The 19,946-nt window shown below is 66.9% G+C and carries 20 protein-coding genes; 13 read left to right on the top strand and 7 right to left on the bottom strand.

The genetic code is table 11. From position 1 onward, the window contains the following. Nucleotides 1–165 precede the first annotated feature (165 nt). The gene (locus tag NS1_RS24480; RefSeq protein ID WP_062988114.1) at nt 166–660 is read left to right on the top strand and encodes a hypothetical protein; all 495 of its coding nucleotides are present in this window, start codon (nt 166–168) and stop codon (nt 658–660) included. A 3-nt stretch (nt 661–663) separates the two neighbouring features. Here the strand turns inward: NS1_RS24480 and pabB are convergent, their stop codons facing one another. Then, nucleotides 664–2,724: an aminodeoxychorismate synthase component I gene (gene pabB / locus NS1_RS24475; protein ID WP_062988106.1), complete on the bottom strand. Its 2,061-nt coding sequence runs from the start codon at nt 2,722–2,724 to the stop codon at nt 664–666. Nucleotides 2,725–2,794: 70 nt separating this feature from the next. Between pabB and NS1_RS24470 the strand changes: the two genes are divergently transcribed. The 3 genes from NS1_RS24470 (at nt 2,795) to NS1_RS24460 (ending at nt 5,690) form a co-directional block, all read left to right on the top strand. Further along, complete coding sequence (locus tag NS1_RS24470) at nt 2,795–3,859, top strand: phosphotransferase family protein (RefSeq protein WP_084503966.1); 1,065 nt, start codon at nt 2,795–2,797, stop codon at nt 3,857–3,859. Between the two features lie 71 nt (nt 3,860–3,930). Next, complete coding sequence (locus NS1_RS24465; RefSeq protein WP_062988102.1) at nt 3,931–4,455, top strand: DinB family protein; 525 nt, start codon at nt 3,931–3,933, stop codon at nt 4,453–4,455. A gap of 104 nt (nt 4,456–4,559) precedes the next feature. Further along, complete coding sequence (locus NS1_RS24460; protein WP_062988100.1) at nt 4,560–5,690, top strand: NDMA-dependent alcohol dehydrogenase; 1,131 nt, start codon at nt 4,560–4,562, stop codon at nt 5,688–5,690. On the opposite strand, the gene NS1_RS24455 is transcribed toward NS1_RS24460, so the two are convergent. Together NS1_RS24455 and aztA are read right to left on the bottom strand one after the other, a co-directional pair. Further along, the gene (locus NS1_RS24455; protein ID WP_056821222.1) at nt 5,691–6,047 is read right to left on the bottom strand and encodes an iron chaperone; all 357 of its coding nucleotides are present in this window, start codon (nt 6,045–6,047) and stop codon (nt 5,691–5,693) included. Between the two features lie 10 nt (nt 6,048–6,057). Further along, complete coding sequence (gene aztA / locus NS1_RS24450; protein ID WP_062988098.1) at nt 6,058–6,735, bottom strand: zinc ABC transporter ATP-binding protein AztA; 678 nt, start codon at nt 6,733–6,735, stop codon at nt 6,058–6,060. A 48-nt stretch (nt 6,736–6,783) separates the two neighbouring features. Here aztA and aztB point away from each other — a divergent pair, with 48 nt between their 5' ends. From aztB to aztD, 3 genes are all read left to right on the top strand, one after another. Further along, nucleotides 6,784–8,850: a zinc ABC transporter permease AztB gene (gene aztB, locus NS1_RS24445; RefSeq protein WP_062988096.1), complete on the top strand. Its 2,067-nt coding sequence runs from the start codon at nt 6,784–6,786 to the stop codon at nt 8,848–8,850. 62 nt (nt 8,851–8,912) lie between these two features. Beyond that, nucleotides 8,913–9,815 (top strand): zinc ABC transporter substrate-binding protein AztC, encoded by a 903-nt coding sequence (gene aztC, locus NS1_RS24440; RefSeq protein ID WP_084503967.1) that lies wholly within the window; start codon nt 8,913–8,915, stop codon nt 9,813–9,815. Nucleotides 9,816–9,840: 25 nt separating this feature from the next. Beyond that, nucleotides 9,841–11,001 (top strand): zinc metallochaperone AztD, encoded by a 1,161-nt coding sequence (gene aztD / locus NS1_RS24435; protein ID WP_062988112.1) that lies wholly within the window; start codon nt 9,841–9,843, stop codon nt 10,999–11,001. A gap of 81 nt (nt 11,002–11,082) precedes the next feature. Here the strand turns inward: aztD and NS1_RS24430 are convergent, their stop codons facing one another. Continuing rightward, nucleotides 11,083–12,279, bottom strand: coding sequence for a serine hydrolase domain-containing protein (locus NS1_RS24430; RefSeq protein ID WP_062988094.1), 1,197 nt, complete (start codon nt 12,277–12,279; stop codon nt 11,083–11,085). Nucleotides 12,280–12,318: 39 nt separating this feature from the next. Here NS1_RS24430 and NS1_RS24425 point away from each other — a divergent pair, with 39 nt between their 5' ends. Then, complete coding sequence (locus tag NS1_RS24425) at nt 12,319–13,134, top strand: serine hydrolase domain-containing protein (protein ID WP_062988091.1); 816 nt, start codon at nt 12,319–12,321, stop codon at nt 13,132–13,134. 103 nt (nt 13,135–13,237) lie between these two features. Beyond that, entirely contained in the window at nt 13,238–13,774 is a 537-nt protein-coding gene (locus NS1_RS24420; RefSeq protein ID WP_056821216.1) for a DUF3145 domain-containing protein, read from the top strand. Nucleotides 13,775–13,820: 46 nt separating this feature from the next. Here the strand turns inward: NS1_RS24420 and NS1_RS24415 are convergent, their stop codons facing one another. Continuing rightward, a complete protein-coding gene (locus NS1_RS24415; protein ID WP_062988090.1) occupies nt 13,821–14,192 on the bottom strand; it encodes a nitroreductase family deazaflavin-dependent oxidoreductase in 372 nt (123 codons plus the stop codon). 93 nt (nt 14,193–14,285) lie between these two features. Between NS1_RS24415 and NS1_RS24410 the strand changes: the two genes are divergently transcribed. Together NS1_RS24410 and NS1_RS24405 are read left to right on the top strand one after the other, a co-directional pair. Further along, nucleotides 14,286–14,939, top strand: coding sequence for a TetR/AcrR family transcriptional regulator (locus NS1_RS24410; RefSeq protein WP_062988088.1), 654 nt, complete (start codon nt 14,286–14,288; stop codon nt 14,937–14,939). A 73-nt stretch (nt 14,940–15,012) separates the two neighbouring features. Beyond that, nucleotides 15,013–15,429 carry a hypothetical protein gene (locus NS1_RS24405; protein ID WP_062988086.1) on the top strand — a complete coding sequence of 139 codons (417 nt, stop codon included), beginning with the start codon at nt 15,013–15,015 and terminating at the stop codon, nt 15,427–15,429. 40 nt (nt 15,430–15,469) lie between these two features. Here the strand turns inward: NS1_RS24405 and NS1_RS24400 are convergent, their stop codons facing one another. Next, a complete protein-coding gene (locus NS1_RS24400; RefSeq protein WP_062988084.1) occupies nt 15,470–16,360 on the bottom strand; it encodes a ribonuclease Z in 891 nt (296 codons plus the stop codon). A 126-nt stretch (nt 16,361–16,486) separates the two neighbouring features. On the opposite strand from NS1_RS24400, the gene NS1_RS24395 reads away from it, so the two are divergent. Further along, nucleotides 16,487–17,248 carry a class I SAM-dependent methyltransferase gene (locus NS1_RS24395; protein ID WP_062988082.1) on the top strand — a complete coding sequence of 254 codons (762 nt, stop codon included), beginning with the start codon at nt 16,487–16,489 and terminating at the stop codon, nt 17,246–17,248. A 36-nt stretch (nt 17,249–17,284) separates the two neighbouring features. On the opposite strand, the gene NS1_RS24390 is transcribed toward NS1_RS24395, so the two are convergent. After that, entirely contained in the window at nt 17,285–18,223 is a 939-nt protein-coding gene (locus NS1_RS24390; RefSeq protein ID WP_062988080.1) for a CE1 family esterase, read from the bottom strand. A gap of 259 nt (nt 18,224–18,482) precedes the next feature. Here NS1_RS24390 and NS1_RS24385 point away from each other — a divergent pair, with 259 nt between their 5' ends. After that, nucleotides 18,483–19,934: a helix-turn-helix domain-containing protein gene (locus tag NS1_RS24385; protein WP_084503963.1), complete on the top strand. Its 1,452-nt coding sequence runs from the start codon at nt 18,483–18,485 to the stop codon at nt 19,932–19,934. Nucleotides 19,935–19,946: the final 12 nt, after the last annotated feature.

Here is a 19,946-nt window from a genome sequence, read left to right as displayed (position 1 = left end):
TTGGGAGGGCGGTCATGGCGGAGCTGAGGTGCTCGGTGTGGCTGGTAGGGCGGACTGGCGGATTTGAGGGGAGTGTGGTCATGGTGGATGTCGGGTGTGACGCGAGGCGGTGGGGTGGGGCGCGCCCTCCCTGCGTCTATGGCGTCCTTGCGGCACAGTGGTGTCATGACGAACCCGAGGAAGCGGGGGCGCGCGCAGGAGGCTGCTCCGCCGGCGCAGGCGCGGAAGGTGCCGGGGGCCGAATTGTTGTCGGCGGCTCAGGCGGCGGTGGGGGCTGCGCAGACCGCGGCGGGGCAGGCCATCGATGCGGCTCAGCAGACGGCCGGGTATGCCTTCGACGCGGCGGTTCGGTTGCCGCCGGCTTCGGCGCAGCTGGCCGCGCAGTTGCCGGACCTGGTGGAGAACCTCTCGATCGCGGTCGATCGGCTCAACAGCACCATCGATCGGCTCGATCGGACATTGGCGCTGGCCGATCCGGTGTTCGCCACCTACGACCGGTTGTTGCCGCGGCTCGAGGCGGTGATCTCGCTGGGTGAGGACGTGTTCGGCGCGGTGGCCAAGCTGCCCGGCGTCGGCCTGCTCGGGCGGATCACCGGGCGTGGGGGCGAGGAACCCGCACCGGAACCGGAGCCGGAGAAACGCGGCCGTCGGCGGCGATGATGCTCACGTTCCGGGCGGCAGCGCGCGGAACGTCGCTGCCGCCTTGAGTACCATCTCCGCGTACTCGTCCTCGGGATCGGAATCCAGCACTATCGCGCCGCCCGCGCCGATCCGCCACTCGCCGTCGTAGCGCACGGCAGTGCGGATGACGATATTGAGGTCGGCGGTGCCGCTCAGGCCGAGAAAGCCGATGGTTCCCGAATAGATCCCGCGCGCTTCGGTTTCCAGTTCGTCCAGGATCTCCATGGTCCGCAGCTTCGGCGCACCGGTCATCGAACCGCCGGGGAAGCAGGCGCGCAGACAGTCGATCACGCTGGCGTCTGGGCGCAGCGTCCCGCGCACGGTCGACACCAATTGGTGCAGGGTGGAATAGGTTTCGGTGTCCATCAGCTTCGGGACGTGCACCGAACCGACTTCACAGACGCGGCCGAGGTCGTTGCGCAGCAGGTCGACGATCATCAGATTCTCGGCGCGCGTTTTCGGGTCGTCGGCCAGCGCGCGACGCAGGCGCTCGTCCTCGTCGGCGGTCCGTCCGCGGGGGGCGGTGCCTTTGATCGGCTTGCTCTCGACCACCCGGTCCCGGTCGATCTCGAGAAACCGCTCCGGCGAGGAACAGGCCACATCGAGGCCGTCGAAGCGCAGGTAGGCGGCGTACGGGGCGGGATTGCAGCGGCGCAGGCGCCGGTAGAAGTCGAGCCCGTCATCGGGCGCCGCGGCGACGGCGACCGCGTCGGTGAGGCAGATCTCGTAGGACTCGCCCGCGTGCAGCCGATCCTGACACACCGCGATATCGGCCAGATAGCGGTCGCGGCCACGCACCAGATGTGCCTGCACGGCGTCGGGATCGGCGGGCACGCGCAGGTCGGCGGGGTTGACCCAGGTCGGGAGATCTTCGAGGGCGTCGGAAGTCTCGCGCAACCACCGCTGCGCGTCGTGCTCGGTGGCGGGTTCGCTCAGGGCGAGCAGGTGGGTTCGTCCCGCCTCGTGGTCGACGACGATCAGCCGGTCGGCGAAGATCCACTGGGCATCGGGAGTGGGGGAGCGGTGCGCACTGCGCCCACCGCAATCGGCTTTCACCTCGTAGCCGAGATAGCCGACGTAGCCGCCCGCGAAATCGAAAGGCAGTGGTGGGGTCTCGCAGTGCCGAGCCCGGAGTTCGCGGTCGAGATAGTCCAGGACCGTGCCCGCGACGGTGCGAGTGCCCTCGACGTCCGTCACGGTGACGGAGCCGTCACCGACCCGGTAGCCGACGATCTCGGCATGCGGTCCGCTCGCGTCACCGAGGAAGGAGAACCGGTCGAGTCCTGGTTCGACGTGCTCGCTGTCGAGCCAGAACGCGCTCGCGGCGTCGGCGCAGCGGCGCAGGAAGATCGCTTCGGTGTCGATCGCTCGTTCGATCACCGTGTGCTGCAAGCGAAATGAGCGTTCGGGCGAGGTGGGCACCGCCGCCGAGAGCCCGCGCACGACGACAGGTGCGGAAACCTGCGCGCGCGCTTTGGTCAGGTCGGCGAAGTTGCGCAAAAGCGCGGCACCGAACTCACTCGACACCGACTCGGGATGGAACTGAACGCCCCACTGCGGCCGCTCGCGATGACGTACCCCCATGATCACCCCGTCGCTGGTCGAGGCGGTCACCTCGAGCGTCGCGGGCAGCGGGCTCCGCGCCGCGAGCGAGTGATAGCGCACCACGGTGAAGCCCTGCGGCAGACCGGCGAACAGATCTCGATCGTCATGGGTCACCTGATCGAGAAAGCCGTGCCTGGCCTGCGGTGCGCGCTCCACCGTCCCGCCCGCGCCGAGCACGATCCCCTGATGGCCGAGGCACACGCCGAGCAGCGGCAGCTCGGTCTGCGCGATCAGCGCGGTCGACACGCCCATGTCCCGTGCCCGGTCCGGCTGCCCGGGTCCGGGCGAGATCACCACATTGTCGAAGTGGCCCAGGTTCAGGACGCCCTCGGCCTCGTCGTTGCGCACGACGGTCGGCTCGCTCCCGTTGACCTCGCTGATCAGCTGATAGAGGTTATAGGTGAACGAGTCGTAGTTGTCGATCAAGAGCGTGCGCATCGTGGCAGAAACATTACGCCCGGCGTGAGGGTGGACATTCCCGCGCAGTCCCCACCGCTGCCGGGGCACAATGTGCCCCATGGCTGTTTCTCAACCTGTCGATGTTGACCCGGCGATCGCTGATTTCGCGGCGATCGGGCGGTGGATGGATGAACAGGGCTTGCCCGGGACGGAATTCGAGGCGGTCACCGCGCTCGGCGGCGGCACGCAGAACGTGATGCTGCGCTTCACCCGGGGCGGGCGCGAGTACGTGCTGCGGCGCGGGCCCAAGCATCTGCGCGCCAAGAGCAACGACGTGATCGGCCGGGAATCACGGCTGCTCGCCGCGATCGCCGAAACCGAGGTGCGTTCGCCACGGGTGATCGCCGCCTGCGACGACGAGTCGGTGATCGGCGCGGTCTTCTACCTGATGGAACCCATCCACGGCTTCAACCCGCAGACCGAACTGCCCGCCCTGCACGCCGGTGATCCCGAGATCCGACGCCAGATGGGCCTGTCCGCGGTCGAGGCCATCGCCAGGCTCGGCTCGCTCGACTACCAGGCGCTCGGCCTCGAGGACTACGGCCACCCCGCCGGTTTCCTCGAACGACAGGTACCGCGCTGGCTGCGCGAGCTCGACTCCTACAGCGGCAACGAGGGCTACCCCGGCCCACAGATCCCCGGCCTCGAGCAGACCGGCGACTGGCTCGAACGGCACCGGCCGACGGACTGGACGCCCGGCATCATGCACGGCGACTGCCACCTGGCGAACATGATGTTCGAGTACGACGGTCCCGAGGTGGCGGCGATGGTCGACTGGGAGATGTCGACCATCGGTGACCCGCTGCTCGACCTCGGCTGGCAGCTGGCGACCCGACCCGAACCCGGCACCGTCGGCGCGGGCTTGATGGGCACCCTCGGTACCGTCGGCGGCCTGCCGAGCGCGGCGGAGATGATCGAGCACTACGGCAAGTTCTCCGAACGCGACCTCGGCGCGGTCACCTGGTACACCGTGCTGGCCTGCTTCAAGCTGGGCATCGTCCTCGAGGGCACCTATGCGCGGGCGTTCGCGGGCAAGGCGCCCAAACCGGTCGGCGACTTCCTGCACGCGGTGACGCTGGAACTCTTCGAGCAAGCGAATCAGCTTGCCGAATGATGCCCGGATCTCGCCGATAGTTGGCTCGATATCGATGGAGCACAAGAAGCAGACACCCTAGGCTGACTTTCATGATCGTCCCCGACACCAAGAACTGGACCTGGGTCCTCGAACGTGCCTGCTCCGAATGCGGATTCGATGCCGAGCACACCGCGTACGCGGCCGTTCCCGAGATCGTCCTCGACAGCGCCGCCCGGATCGGCTCGGCGCTCGAACGTGACGACGCTCGGGTGCGTCCCGACGAGCTCACCTGGTCTGTTCTCGAGTACGGCGCCCACGTGCGCGACGTGTGCCGGATCTTCGACACCAGGCTCGCGCTGATGCTCGGCGGCGACGGCGTCGAGGCGCCGCTGTTCGAGAACTGGGATCAGGACGCGACCGCCGTCGCCGACCGCTACGGTGAGCAGGACCCCGCGGTCGTCGCGCGGGAATTGGCCGTTGCCGCTGATCGGGTGGCCGCCGCGTTCGCCTCCGTGCCGTCGGATCGGCTCGACCTGCGGGGTGCGCGCAGCGACGGATCGCTGTTCACAGTCAGCTCGCTGGGTCGGTACTTCCTGCACGACGTCGTTCACCACGTCCATGACGTGCGCGGATAGAAAACTCCCGGAAATTTTCTAGAACGTGTTTCAGAAACTGGTGATTTGTGGCTAGGGTGAGTGCAGTCACAACGAGGCACGAGCTTGGCGAGAGGTCTACCGGCATGAAGACGAAGGGCGCGATCCTGTGGGGCATCGATCAGGAATGGTCGGTCGAGGAGATCGAGGTCGGCGACCCCGTCGCCGGTGAAGTGCAGATCCGGATGGAAACGGCGGGCATGTGCCACTCCGACCATCACATCGTCACCGGCGCGACGCCGATGCCGGGCTACCCCGTGATGGGCGGACACGAGGGTGCGGGTGTGATCACCAAGCTCGGCCCGAACTGTCCGGCCGATCTGGCCGTGGGCGACCACGTCATCCTGTCGTTCATCCCCGCGTGTGGCCGCTGCCCCGCGTGTGTCGCCGGGAACATGGCGCTGTGCGACCTGGGCGCCGGACTGCTGATGGGACAGGCGATTTCGGACGGCACCTACCGCATCCAGGCGCGTGGCGAGAACGTCATCCCGATGTGCCTGCTCGGCACGTTCGCCCCGTACATGACGGTGCACCACACCTCCGTGGTGAAGATCGACCCCACCATCCCGTTCGAGGTGGCGTGCCTCGTCGGCTGCGGTGTGCCGACCGGTTTCGGTTCCTCGACCCATGTCGCGCAGGTGCAGCCGGGTGAGACCGTGGTGATCGCGGGCATCGGCGGCGTCGGCATGAGCGCGCTGCAGGGCGCTGTGCTCTCCGGTGCGTCGAAGGTCATCGCCATCGACCCGAACCCGTGGAAGCGCGAGCAGGCGCAGAAGTTCGGCGCCACCCACACCTACGAGAGCATGGCCGCCGCGATCATGCCGATGATCGAGGCCACCGAGGGACGGATGGCCGAGAAGGTCATCCTCACCATGGGTGAGATGCACGGCGACTACGTCGAAGAGGGTCTGATTCTCACCGGCAAGGCGGGCACCCTCGTCGTCACCTCGATGGGTCGCATGGACGCGGGCGACGTCAAGATGAACACCTTCCTGTTGTCGATGTTGCAGAAGACGGTGAAGGGTTGCATCTTCGGCGGCGGCAACGCCCGCCAGGACGCGCCGCAACTGCTCTCGCTCTACAAGGCGGGCCAGCTCAATCTCGACGACATGGTCACGCGCAGCTACTCGCTCGAAGAGATCAACCAGGGCTACCAGGACATGCTGGACGGCAAGAACATTCGCGGGATCATCCGCTACACCGAAGCCGACTGGTAGTCAGCTCTTGCCGACGCGCTCGGCGAGACGAACCGCCACCTGAGCGATCAGGTCGTACGGGATCGGTTCGCCGAGCGGGAATTTCAAGGTGCCACGACCCGAGTTGTAGGGTTCGATGGCTTTCTCGAGCGCCTCGTCCCCCTCGGGGACGGGGTACACGCTCACGTGGGACTTCCAGCCCGCGAAGAAGATGAACACCCGGCCGTCGATGGTGGCGGCCGGGATGGCGTAGCTGATCTTCTCGCCCGTGTCCGGCACCGCGCGGTGGATCGTGTCGCGGATCTGCTGCAGGACGGCGCGTTCGGCCGACGGCTGGGCCGCCAGGTAGGCGTCGACGGAGTCGGGTTTCTCGGTCATGCTCTCGACTCTAGGCTCTGACCAGCACTTTCTTCGGGTGACCCGCTGCTTTCAATTGGCCGTCGCGCAGTAGTAGGCAGTGGTCGGCCCTGCCTGCCTCGTCCAGATCGTGGGTGGCTTGCACCACGGTCACACCGGCCGCGCTGATCTGAGCCAGAGCGCGGGAGATCTCGGCCTGCGAGGTCTCGTCCAAGCCCGCCGCCGGTTCGTCGAGCAGCAGTAGATCGGACTCCTGCGCCAGAGCCTGTGCGAGCAGGGTGCGTTGGCGTTGTCCGCCCGACAGGGTGTCGAGCCGCCGAGTCGCCAAGTCGGTGAGCCCCATTCTTTCCAGGCAGGTTCGCGCGATCTCGCGATCTGCCCGAGTCGATCGCCGCCACGGTCCGCGGTGTGCCCAGCGTCCCATCGCGACCACTTCGCGCACGGTGATCGGCAAGGTCGGCGGAATCGCCGTGTGCTGCACCACGAAGGCGGGACGCCGGGTGGTTCTCCGGTGCACCGCTCCCGCTTGCGTCCGCACGGTTCCGGCGAGGACGCCGAGCAGGGTCGATTTTCCCGAGCCGTTGGGTCCCACGATCGCGGTCACCTGCCCGCGCGGGATCGTGGCGGTCACCTCGCGGAGCACGGGTCGTCGGGCATATCCGGCTGTCAGGTGCTCGATCCGGATCGCTGCGTCATCTGTGTGGTTCATCTCACCTCAATTGAAACGATAATCATTTTCAGTATATCGTCTCGCGCTATGGATTGGCTGTTCGCCCCGTTCGAGGTGGCATTCGTGCAACGCGCGCTGTGGGGTGGGCTGCTCGTGTCGTGCGTGTGCGCCCTCGCCGGGACCTGGGTGGTGGTGCGCGGCATGGCATTTCTCGGCGACGCGATGGCGCACGGGATGCTGCCCGGTGTCGCGGTGGCGGCCTTGCTCGGGGGGAACCTGATGCTCGGTGCCGCGGTCAGCTGCACCGCCATGGCTGCCGGGGTGTCGGTGCTGAGCCGTGGCAAGCGCTTCGCGCCGGATACCGCGATCGGGCTGTTGTTCGTCGGGATGCTCGCGGCCGGGGTGATCATCGTGTCGAGGTCGCAGTCGTTCGCGGTGGATCTGACCGGGTTCCTGTTCGGCGATGTGCTGGCCGTGCGAGCCGCCGACCTGTGGTATCTCGTTGCGGCCCTGGGCGTCTCGCTGGTCGTGGCGGTGCTCGGCCATCGTGCGTTCGTGGCGCTGACTTTCGATCCGCGCAAGGCGCACACCCTCGGACTCCATCCGAAACTGGCGCACGCGGCGCTGGTGGGGTTGGTGGCCGTGGCGATCGTGGCGTCGTTTCATGTCGTGGGGACGCTGCTGGTCTTCGGATTGCTGATCGCGCCGCCCGCCGCCGCGGTGTTCTGGTCGAACCGGGTGCCGGTGGTCATGGCGGTCGCCGCGCTGATCGGCGGGCTGTCCACCGTGGGGGGACTGGTCATTTCGTGGCATGCGGGAACCGCGGCGGGGGCCACCATCGCCGCCGTGGCCGTCGGCTCGTTCTTCCTGTCCGCGATCGTCTCCGCGCTGCGGGAGCGGGTCGGTCGGGTGGGAGTGGTCGCGCTCGCCGCCGTGCCGTTGGTCGGCTGTGGAGCGGGGCAGGTGCCGGTTGTCGAGGAGGCGGCGCCGCACGGGTTCGTCGCCGGTGCGGAGGAGATGAGCGAGGCCCAGAAACGAGTGGTGGTCGCCGATGCGACCGGAGCTGTTCGGGTGATCGATCTGCTGAGCGGGGAGGTTACGCCGATCAATCCGGAAAGTGCTCGAGCGCAACCGGACTCGAGCTCTTCGGCGAATCCCTCGCCGTTGTCGAGTGGTGACCAGCGGGGTGCGGTCGGTGACGGGCGCTTCGCGTATCTGAGCGCGGGTGCGTCGGTACAGGTCGTGGACAGCGGGGCGTGGACCGTCGACCACGGCGACCACCGGCACTACTACCGTGCACCGAGCCGGGATGTCGGCGCGGTCGACGGCGATACGGCGACAAGCGGGCGGGGAGGTGCAGGCCCCGGAAGTGCGAGTGGTTCCGAGATGGTCGGCGCGTACAGCGATGCCGCCGTCGCGTCGGTGGTGTTCGGCTCCGGTGCGACGATCTTGTTCGACCGTGCGGAGCTGGACGGCGGCGTCGCCCGAACGCAACGCCGGGTCGATGGCATCGCGGTGCCGTATGCCGAGCGGATCGTCGTCGCCGACAGCTCGGGGCGGGTCGAGGTGCGCGGACGTGACGGCGCGGCGGGGCAGGTCCAGCCCACCCCGTGTCCGCAGCCGAAGGGCCAGGCTGTGACCAGGCGCGGAGTCGTCTTCGGTTGTGCCGACGGAGCACTCGTGGTGGCACAGCGCGACGACGCTTTCGTCGCCGAGAAGATCCCCTACCCGGCGCCGACGGCGGAGCGTGCGAGCACGTTCACCCATCGCCCCGGCAGCACGACCCTGACCGCGATCGCAGGGCGCGACGCCGTCTGGACGCTCGACATCAGGAAGAAGACCTGGACGCGGACTCCGATCGCCGACCCGGTCGCGGTGAACACCGCGGGCGAGGGATCGTCGTTGCTGATCCTCACCCGCGACGGCGTGCTGCACGGGATCGACCCCGTAACCGGCACGGAGACAGCGCGGAACCCGCTGCTCGGAGGGTCCGTCGAGGGCGAGCCGGTGATCTGCGTCGACTCGGAACGGGCCTATATCACCGATTCCCGGGCGCGCGTCGTCCACGAGATCGCCTACAACGACAACCTCCGCCTCGCGCGCACGTTCTCGCTGGACATCGTGCCCTCGCGGATGGTGGAGACGGGCCTGTGAAGCACTTGTTCCCCGATGACCGTCGGACCTCACGGACCGATCGGCTACGCAGGCTGATCCAGTTGCTGGCTGCCGCAGTACTTCTCGTGCCCTTGGTGAGCGCGTGTACCAGCGGGAGCGAGCGGTCCGGGATCGTGGTGACCACGAACATTCTCGGCGATCTGACCCGGGCCGTTGTCGGTGACACGGTGCCGGTGACGGTGTTGATGCAGGCGGGAGCCGATCCGCATTCATTCGCTGTTTCCGCACGTCAGGCGGCCGAGATCGAGCGAGCCGCGCTGGTGGTGCACAACGGGCTCGGGCTCGAGGAAGGCGTGGCGCGCCATGTGGGGGCCGCTGCGGCGGCCGGGGTCCCCACCCTGGCTGTGGCCGAGCGGGTGGATCCGATCGCGTACACCTCCGATGAGTCGGCGGGGCAACCTGATCCGCACTTCTGGACCGATCCGCGCCGGGTGCGCATGGCCGTCGAGGCGATCAGCGCCGAGGTGCTCGCCCGAGTCGACGGCGTCGAGGCCGGAGCGGTGCAGGCGAATACGCAGCGCTACCTCGGTGAGATCGACCAGCTGGACCGGTGGATGACCGAGCGGTTCGCGGCCGTTCCGGCAGAGCGCAGGCAGTTGGTCACCGACCATCACGTCTTCGGTTATCTCGCACAGCGATTCGGGTTCCGGGTGATCGGCGCGGTGATTCCCAGCGGCACCACCCTCGCCTCACCGAGCGCCTCCGATCTCGACGACCTCGCGACCGCGATCAGGACCGCCGGGGTGCGGGCGATCTTCGCCGATTCCGCACAGCCCGACCGGCTTTCGCGCGTCCTCGCCGAACACACCGGCCTGCAGGTGCAGGTGATCGCCCTGCACACCGAGTCACTCACCCCACCCGGTGACGGCGCGGGCACCTATCTGGAGATGGCCCGCGTCAACACCGAGGCCATCGCCCGTGGTCTATCCGGGCCTACAGCTTAATTCGCACAAAGAGATGGAGCATTTCATGAACAGGTCACGGACCACCACGATGGTGGCCATGTCCGGGGTTCTCGCCTCGGTGGTGGCGCTGAGCGGTTGTGGTGCAGAGGATTCCGGCCACGAACATCAGCACACGCCGGGCGCCGAACCGATCGCCCTGACCTACGACGGCGGGATCTACGTCCTCGACGGCGCGTCACTGACCCAGCGGGCCGACGTGAAGATCGACGGATACAACCGGCTCAATCCGGTCGGCGACGACGACCATCTGATGGTGTCGACCAAGGAGGGCTTCCGCGTCTTCGACGCCTACGACGGCGCGTTCACCGGAACCCAGTTCCCTGCCGCCAAACCGGGCCACGTTGTTCGACACGCGGGCAAGACCGTGCTGTTCGCCGACGGGTCCGGTGAGGTCACCATTCTCGAGACCGCGCAGGTCGACAGCGGAAAGCCGACAGAGGTCTACAAGGCTGCCGCACCGCACCACGGCGTCGCGATCGAGTTGAGCAACGGAAATCTGGTGCTCACTCTCGGCACCGAGGACAAGCGCGTCGGCGTCGTCGCGCTCGACAAGGGCCGCAAGGAACTCACCCGCAACGAGGACTGCCCCGGTGTGCACGGCGAAGCCGCTGCCCAGGGCGAAGCGGTCGTGATCGGCTGCCAGACCGGCGCCGTCGTGTACCGCGACGGCAAGATCACCAAGGTCACCAGCCCGACCCCCTACGGCCGGATCGGGAACATGTCCGGCAGTGAGGCGTCGCCGATCGTGCTCGGTGACTACAAACAGGACAAGGACGCCGAACTCGAACGTCCGCAGCAGGTGTCGCTGGTGAACACCACCGACGGCACGCTGCGCCTGGTCGATCTCGGCACCAGTTACACCTTCCGTTCGCTGGCTCGCGGCCCGCAGGGTGAGGCGCTGGTACTCGGCACCGACGGCAAGATCCACGTGATCGATCCGTTGGCGGGCAAGGTCGTTCGCACCATTCCCGTGATCGGCGCCTGGCAGGAGCCGCTCGACTGGCAAGCCGCTCGCCCGGCTCTGTTCGTCCGCGACGGCATCGCCTACGTGAGCGACCCGGCCGCCAAGCAGGTGCACCGCGTCGACCTGACTGCCGGAAACATCACCGCCACCGCCACTCTGGCAGGCACGCCGAACGAACTCACCGGCGTCACCGCGCACTGAGCGCGCCGATCGAGGTCACCACGCCGGTCGGAAATACTCCGCCGAGAGCGTGGTGATCCTCGTTCGCGCCTGACGGACAGGTCAGTCGGCGCACCGCACGACGACCTCGCGCAGGTTGCGGCTGCGCACATCGTCGAGAATCGCCATGCCGAGGCGGTTCATGCTGTAACCGAAGCCCAATCCGGTTGTCGGGTCGGCGAATCCGAAGGAGCCGCCCAAACCGGTGGTGCCGTAGGCGCGTTTGTCCGAGCCGAAGCGGAAAGTGCCGCGCGACTTACGGAAACCGAGGTGGTAACGGCTCTTGGTGTGCAGGACCAGATCATCGGCGGGCACATCGTCGGCGGTGTCGGCGGCGGCGAGCAGGTCGAGAACACCGTCGTCGATGGGCAGCGCGCCGGTGCGACCCGCCGCGGCGCCGTAGACCTTCGCCAGCGCGCGGGCGTTGCCGACACCGTTCATGCCGGGCCACTCGATCTCGAGGAACTCCCGCCGGGCGGCACGCGCCGGGGCGCCGGGGCGCGGATTGGTCAGTGCCGCATAGGAATATCCACGCTTGGCGTAGACCTCGCCGCCGATCCGCAGCGGGATATCGCGACGCTCGTAGCGCCAGATGTCCAAGCCCTTGGTCGCCGACAGCTGGGCTACCCGTTCCATGGGCTCGGTCTCGGGCAGACCGATGAACAGATCGGCGCCGACCGGGCCCGCGATCTCCTCGGCGAAGAATTGGCCGAGACTACGGCCCGCCGGATCCACCCGTCGCAGCAATTCGCTCTGATACAGGCCCAGCGTGAGCGCGTGATAACCGTGCCGGGTGCCGGGCTCCCACGCCGGTTTCTGCGCGGCGAGCAGCTCACCCAGGGCGTCACGATCGATCAGTTCCCGCAGTTTCACGATCCGGTCCAGCCCGGACAGCCCCGCCTGGTGGTCGATCAGCTGACGCACGGTGACCCGTTCCTTACCGTGCGCGCCGAATTCCGGCCAGTACTTCACCACCGGCGCCTCGTAGTCGAGCAGCCCCCGCGACACCGCCGTCGCCAGCGTGAACGCCGACATCCCCTTCGACGACGAGAACACCGGCACGATCGTGTCGCGCTCCCACGCCACCTCGCGTGTGCGATCGCGATGGCCTGCCCACAGGTCGACCAGTGGCTGGTCGCCGGAGTAGACGGCGACGGCGGCGCCGATCTCGCCGTGGTGGGTGAAGTTGCGGCGGAAGGCGTCGGCGACGGGGCCGAAACCGGCCGCCACGTCGCCGTGGATCGATGGTGCGGGACTCATGGTGTCCTCGATCGTAGCCGCGTCTCGTACGCTGCCGATATGCGATCGTTGCAGCAGGTTCAGCACTGGCCGGTCAAGAACGCCGCCGCCGCCGTGGTCACCGCCGACGGTGTGTCGACCATCGGCGATACCGAGCGGGTGTTCCGGCTCGCCTCGGTCACCAAACCGCTCGTCGCCTATGCCACGCTCGTGGCGCTCGAGGAAGGCGCGGTCGAACTCGACCAACCGGCGGGTCCGCCCGGTTCCACCGTGCGGCATCTACTCGCCCACACCTCCGGCGTCGCGTTCGCCACTCCCGAAGTGCTCGCCGAACCCGGCGCCCGCCGCATCTACTCGAGCGCGGGATTCGAACTGCTCGCCGATTTCCTCACCGCCCAGACCGGTATCGAATTTCCGCGATATCTGCGCGAAGCGGTTTTCGAGCCGCTCGGCATGGCCACCGCGGTCCTCGTCGGGTCCGCCGGCCACGCGGCCAGCGCCTCCCTCGCCGACCTCACGCTATTCGCCACCGAGTTGCTGACGCCTCAATTGATATCTCGGCAAACCTTGGACGACGCGACCTCGGTGCAATTCCCCGACCGCAACGGAGTCCTGCCGGGATACGGCTCCCAGCGTCCCAACGACTGGGGATTGGGATTCGAAATCCGCGACGGAAAAACCCCGCATTGGACGGGTTCAGCCAATTCCGCCCGCACCTACGGGCACTTCGGCCAGTCCGGCACGTTCCTCTGGGTCGACCCGGAAATAGCGGTGGCGACAATCGCGCTGAGCGACGAGAATTTCGGTGACTGGGCCAGAACAGCGTGGCCGAAATTCAGCGATTCCGTTATCGCAGAGACACATAACACGCAGTAAAGTAACACGCGCAACACCGCACACTTCAGTACACTCGTGCCACGCCAGACCACGACGGGCCGTTGGGGAAGACGTTCCTTGTCGAGGCTGGAGGTGTTGGTAAGTGCGCGCATCGAGTCAGTTCGCTGACGCGACGGCGGGTGTGGTTTACATCCACTCATCGCCCGCCGCGTTGTGCCCTCACGTGGAATGGGCGCTGTCCACCGCGCTGTCGTCCCCCGCGAAATTACGCTGGAACACCCAACCAGCCGACGGGCAACTCCGCGCCAGCAGCGACTGGGTCGGTCCCGTCGGCACCGCGGCCCGGATTGCCCAATCATTGCGCACCTGGCCGGTGCTGCGTTTCGAAGTCACCGAGGACCCCAGCGAAGGCGTCGACGGCGAGCGCTACAGCTTTGTCCCCACCCTCGGGCTCTGGCACGGATCCACCGGCGCCAACGGCGACGTGATGCTGGGCGAAATGCGATTACGAGCCTTACTCCAGGCCGCCAAAGAACTCGACGTCCACGGAACATTCGACCTGTCCACCGAACTCGACAGGGCACTGGGCGCGCCGTGGGACGAGGACCTCGAGGCCTACCGGCAGGGGACCGACAGCGTCGGCGCCGAAGTCACCTGGTTGCGGCGGGACGTGGGTTAAGAGCTGATCCGGGGCCATCACGGGATCCCGATGATCAGGGGCGAAGTCAGTCGGCGAGGTCCATGCGGAGGAACTCGGTAATGCGGAGGAGTTTCGGTGGGCGGGGGATTTCTGGGGGCAGTGCCTGAAATGCTTCGTCTCTTCCGACGACGCGCGGTGTGGTGAGGGCTATCTCCTGGCCGTCTTTGCGGAGTTGCGCGGTGCCTGTGGCCAGGATGTTCTGCACCCAGTCCGAGGCCGATCCGTAGACGAGGACGAACAGGTAGCCGCCGTCGACGGGGTGGGCGTCGAGCGGGGTGCGGTAGGTCTTTCCCGAGGTGCGGCCGGTGTGGGTGAGGACCGGCCATTTTCCGCCTGCGACGGCGCGGGGATTGAAGACGCGTTTGTTGATTTTGCCCCACCAGATCGGCATAGGCATGGGGTGCTCCCTTGTTCGGGCCAGCGTGACTTACACCTGTAAGGCTGACTTACATCTGTAAGCTTGTCAACGCTTCGTCACCGAGGAGGTCCCATGCCCGTACGGCAACCGCTGAGTCGCGATCGTGTGCTGGATGCCGCGATTCGGGTCGCTGACCGTGGGGGAGTGGAGGCCATCACGATGCGGCGGGTGGCGCAGGAGTTGGGGGTGGAGGCGATGTCGCTCTACAACCATGTGCCGAACAAGGACGCGATACTCGACGGCGTTGTCGACGCGGTGTTCGCGGCGATCGAGTTGCCTGCGGCCGGATGTGCCGATTGGCGGGAGGCGATCCGGGCGCGGGCTCGCTCGGCGCGTTCGGTGCTGGCGCAACACAGTTGGGCGCTCGGGTTGATGGATTCGCGTCGGAATCCGGGCTCGGCGACCCTGCGTCATCACGACGCGGTCCTGGGAGTTCTTCGGGAGGCCGGGTTCTCGCTGCCGATGGCCGCGCACGCGGTCTCGCTGATCGACAGCTATGTGGGCGGTTTCGTCCTGCAGGAGGCGAACCTGCCCGTGTCCGTACCGGCGGACGTCGAGGAAGTCGCGGGCGGCATTCTCGCGAACCTTCCGGCAGACGAGCTGCCGTATCTCACGGAGATGATCGTCGACCACGCCCTGCGACCGGGGTACGACTACTCGGGCGAGTTCGGATTCGGGCTGGATCTGATCCTGGACGCGCTCGAAGCGCGCCGAGGTCAGCGCTGAGCGCCAGCCCCTGATTGCAGGGGCACCACTTTCCTTGTGTCGAAATTCGTTGTCGTGCAGCATCGAAGAGGTGATGAACAGACGAATTTCTGGAGCATTCCTCGCCGCATCCGCCGCCGTAGTCGCATTCGGTCCTGTCGCGATCGCACCCGCGGGCGCGGCGACGCCGTTCGTAGCACCCGAGATCACTTTCGCCGGAACCGCGGCGGGCACCGTCACCGCCACCCTGCGCAACCCCAACGACCGTGGGCAGTGCTGGGCCGAAGCGGGGGTCGGCCCCGAGAACAACCACGTCTTCTTCGGTGACGGCGCACCGGAATCGCTGGCCGACCCCGGCAAGATGGTCGTGACCTCGCTCGACGGCCTCGAGCCCGGCACCACGATCACCGCACGCGGCGGCTGCGTCAACGGCGCCGAGTTCGCGTTCTCGGAGTTGGTCACCGTCAACGTTCCGACCGCCACGCCGTCGACCGGAAGCTTCGGCTTCTAGCAGATCCGCAGGCAGCCGCAGCGCCATGCCGCGGCTGCCCTCAGCTGCCCGCGCGGCGTGCCGGAAGGGCGACGCGGTCGAGATCGTGGGCGAGAACGGCGCCGGGAAAGCCGGCCTGTTCGATGAACAGGTGATCCTCGCTCGCGGTATAGCGCTCCGAAAAGTGGGTCAGAACAAGGGTGTTCACCCCGCAGGAGCGCGCCACCTCGCCCGCCTGACGCGCGGTGAGATGGCCGCGTTCGTGCGCCTGATCCGTCTCGGAGTCGAGGAAGGTGGACTCGATGATCAGCATGTCGACGCCATCGGCGAGCTCGAAGACGTTGTCGCACAGGCGAGTATCCATGATGAAAGCCACCTTCTGGCCCGGTCTCGGTGCCGAGCATTCCTCGAGTAGAGGCCCCGACAGCTCACGGATCGCGGCGCCGGAGATGCCGTGCTCGCGGAGCTTCTCGGGCAGAAATGTTCGGCTGTCCGGTTCGGCGAGGCGGTAGCCGTAGGTCGGGATGCTGTGGGCCAGCGGGAGCGCGGTGAGGGTGAAACCGTTGCCCTGCAATGTTTCGCGGGGTCCGCTCACCGGGTGTTCGACGAGGCTGGGCGAGCCGTAATAGCTCGTCGCGTATCTCAGTCGTTCCCAATACTCGGCACCCTCGGCGGGGTAGACGGCGTGCACGTCATGGGGCACCCCGTCGCGGCCGAGTCGCTGCACGATGCCGGGGACGCCCAGCGAGTGGTCGCCGTGGAAATGAGTGATGCACAGCCAATGCAGTTCGGTCGCCGAAGCTCCCGCGTGCGCCATCTGGCGCTGGGTGCCCTCGCCGGGATCGAACAGCACGCCCTGCCCGTCCCAGCGCAGGAGGTAGCCGTTGTGGTTGCGGCGGCGGGTGGGCACAGCCCCGGCTGTGCCGAGGACGACGAGTTCTCGTGTCGACATCGACCCATCCTGGCGGGTCGCCGCGTCGGTGTCACGTAGATATGAATGCCGTGGCGGTGGTGAGATGGACCGAGTGCGTGCCTGCGCCGAAGCTCGCACCGATGACACAGCTTCCGAAGGACGACAATGGATCTGTTCGACTACGACGCCGAACTGCGTCGGCACACTGCGCACTTCTTCGCTGCCGCGAAAGTCGGCGCCGGTGATCGCGTGCTCGACATCGGCTGTGGCACAGGGCAGACCACCCGTGAGGCCGCGCATGCGGCCGTTGACGGAAGCGCGCTCGGAGTCGACATCTCGGAGGTGATGCTCGAACAAGCCCGTCGGATCAGCGACGACGAGGGACCGTCGAATATCAGTTTCGAGCTGGCGGACGCGCAGGTGAATCCCTTCCCGCCAACATCTTTCGACCTCTGTATCAGCAGGTTCGGTGTGATGTTCTTCGCCGATCCGGTCGCGGCGTTCACCAATATCGCGCGCGCATTGCGTCCCGGGGGGCGTCTCGCGTGGCTGGTCTGGCAAGGCCACGACCGCAACGAATGGGCGTCTGTGTTCAGTGACGTGCTCGCCGCCACAGTCCCCACGCCGGGTCGCGGCCCGTTTTCACTCGCTGACCCTGCCGTCACCGAATCCATGCTGGCGACAGCGGGTTTCACTGACATCGGCTTCGCCGAGATAGATGAGCCCGTGTACTACGGCCCCGACAGTGTCGCCGCCTACGACAACCTGCTCCGCCTGACGGGATTCACAGCATTCCTCGCCGACCTCGAGCCCACCGAATCCGAACAAGCCCGCGCTCGGCTCCACGAGATCCTGGCCGACCATCAGACCGACAGCGGCGTGTACTTCGACTCCCGCGCTTGGCTCATCACCGCTCGTCGTCTTTGAGTAACCGGTGTCGCGTGTGTCCGTGGGGTTGTTCGCTCAGGTGTTCATCGGATGAGTGCGGAAGAAGTCCCAGATCAGGGCGGTGGCGTTGATCGAGTTCGTATTCTTGCCGACGATGAGCTCCGGGTACAGCGGGGAGCTGGTCCCGGGCCAGATGTGCCCGCCCCCGGTGATCGTGTACAGCTGAACGTCGATACCGGACGGGCACGAGTATCGATCCAACACGACGTCAGCGGCGATCGTGGCCCGCACCGGAGCGCCGGTGCAGCCATCGCGGCGCGCCCAGGCTGCCGCGCTGTCGGTCACCGGGTGCTGACCTACGCCGCTGTTCTCGCCACCGGCCGGCCCGGATGCTGAACCGGAACTCGATTGTCCCGCATACGGAACGATCGCGTCTTCGGTGCCGTGGAAGGCGATGACCGGCACCGGCCGGGTGGGACGACACCAGCTGAAATCTCGTAGCCCCGACACCGGGGCGATGGCGGCGACGCGGTCGGCGAACTGACAGCCGATGGAACTGGTGGCGAAGGCGCCCATCGACAGTCCGGCTACAAAAATGCGGCGTTTGTCGACGCAGAGGCTGGACTCCACATTGGTCAGCACCTCCGAGATCCAGGTCGTGTCGGCGGAACCGCGACCGTACTCCCACTGTGAGAAACCGAGCCGATCGAGCTGGGGGGTGATCGTGATGAACCCTTCTCGGTATCCGTATTCGCCGAAGCCGCTACCCGCATCGGCGATGTCGATATTTTCCAGGAGGCCGTGCAGGGCGATAACGACCGGCAGCGGGCGATCGGCTCCGGCGGGGACATGCTGCCGATACTGGCCCGTTTTTTCGGTGCCCCGGAATTGGATGGTCGTCTCGCCTCGAGCAGGAACCGGTCGGCCACACCCCGCAGAGGGCGAGGGTGTGGGCCCCGGATCGTCGGCGTGCGCTACGCCACCGGCAGCGGCGAGCAACGCGGCGACACACATCGCTCTCAGTGCCCCCGTGGTACCAACCCGCAGTCCGGACCGGACGCTTCCCTGGCGTCGGGAAGTCCCAACTCCGACCTGCGAAATATCATTTTCGAACATGAGAGAAAGACTCTCAAATCGTGACCCGATTCTTCCGGGTTCGCGACATCTGTCGGAAATCCTGACTGCCACCCCGCGTTCCTGTCTGTAGTGATCACAGGCGGCTGTGGAGTGGGTCAGTGGTCACGGTGGAGATCGCACCTTGACTGATGAGGTGATGTCGGACACACTACCAGTCAGTAACCGGATTCTAATGTCCGGTTATGGTGTGGCCAGTGAGACCACACGACTCGAAGAGGAGTTGTCGATGGAGGAGCGCAAGCGCACCGGGACGCACGGGCGAAGCCGAGGTCTACTGATCGCGCCGTCGCCGGCAGCGGTATCGTCTGGTTCCGGAACCGGGGGAGCTTTCGGACCCGCCGCGACATCGTTGCGCGACACCAGGTCTCTCGCCGAGGAGATGGTCCGGCACTTCAGGCTGACCGTCGCCCGATGCCTGACCCTGCCCGACGAAGCGCTCCGTGGCGATATCACCGCGGTGACCGTCAACTGCTTGCGGATCGCCACCACGATTCTCGACGGGCGCGGCGCTCCTACCGAACGCGAAGTGGCGCAACTGGAATCGGCTGCCGCGCAGTGGGCCAGAGGCGGTGTGCCCATCGATGTGATCCTGCACGCCCTGCACGAGGGTTCGAAAATGGCCCATGAGCTGGTGGCGAGCAGGTCAGCGATCGACTCGGTCGCCGAATGCGTGGACATCGGAGCGCGCACCGTCGATCTGCTCGACCTGATGACGACCACTGTGACCATGGCCTACCTGCGCGAATATCGCGGCACCGCACACGGACACCGAGGTGCGGTGAACACTTTCACCACCGCACTGCTCAACGGCCGAGTGACGACGGCGATGGCGCGCGAATGCGGTTTGCCGATCGCCGATCACTACCACCTGCTGGCGCTGTCCATCCTGCCTTCTTCCCCTGGGTTCGAGGACGGCGTCGATCCCCGGGCAGCCTCCGGGCGCGTGCTTCGGCGAATCCGCGCCGATCTTGCCGAAAGGGGAGGCAACGAAGTCTTGTCCTTGCTGAGCAACAGCGGCGGAACGATCCTGATCCCCAGTACCGCGCTGCCCACCGATCAGCTGGAACCGCTCGTCCGGGTAGTCGCTGAGGCAGCCGACGCCGTCGTCACCGCCGTCCACCTCGAAGTTGCCGTCGACGCGATCCCGCAGATGTCACCGACTCTGCACGACATGGTCGACGTCGCCAATCGGCTGACCCACGTACTGTCGGCCGAGCCCGAGACTCGCCTCTACGATTTCGCTGAGCTGGCTGCCGAATACCAGCTCACCCGGCCGGGGGCGGTCAGGGAGTCCATGGCACGCCGACTGGACCCCTTGGTGGCCAACCCCCTGCTGCTGCGAACGCTCACCGTCTACCTGCTCAGCGATCAGAACCGCCAGCGAGCAGCACGCCGATTGTTCATCCACCCGAACACCATCGACCATCGACTCAAGCGCATAGCGGGGATCACCGGACTCGATCCCGCTCGCGCCGATGGCCAGTGGGGACTGCGCGCCGCGCTCGTCGCCCGCGCCTACCCGTCGGGAACCACAACCGTGGACACTGTGGAAACCGCCGACAACGGGAACCGGAACGCGCGCACATAGCGCGGGCTGATT

The organism is Nocardia salmonicida NBRC 13393, from assembly GCF_001613085.1.
GTDB lineage: Bacteria > Actinomycetota > Actinomycetes > Mycobacteriales > Mycobacteriaceae > Nocardia > Nocardia salmonicida.
This window is presented reverse-complemented; position numbering and strand designations above follow the sequence as displayed.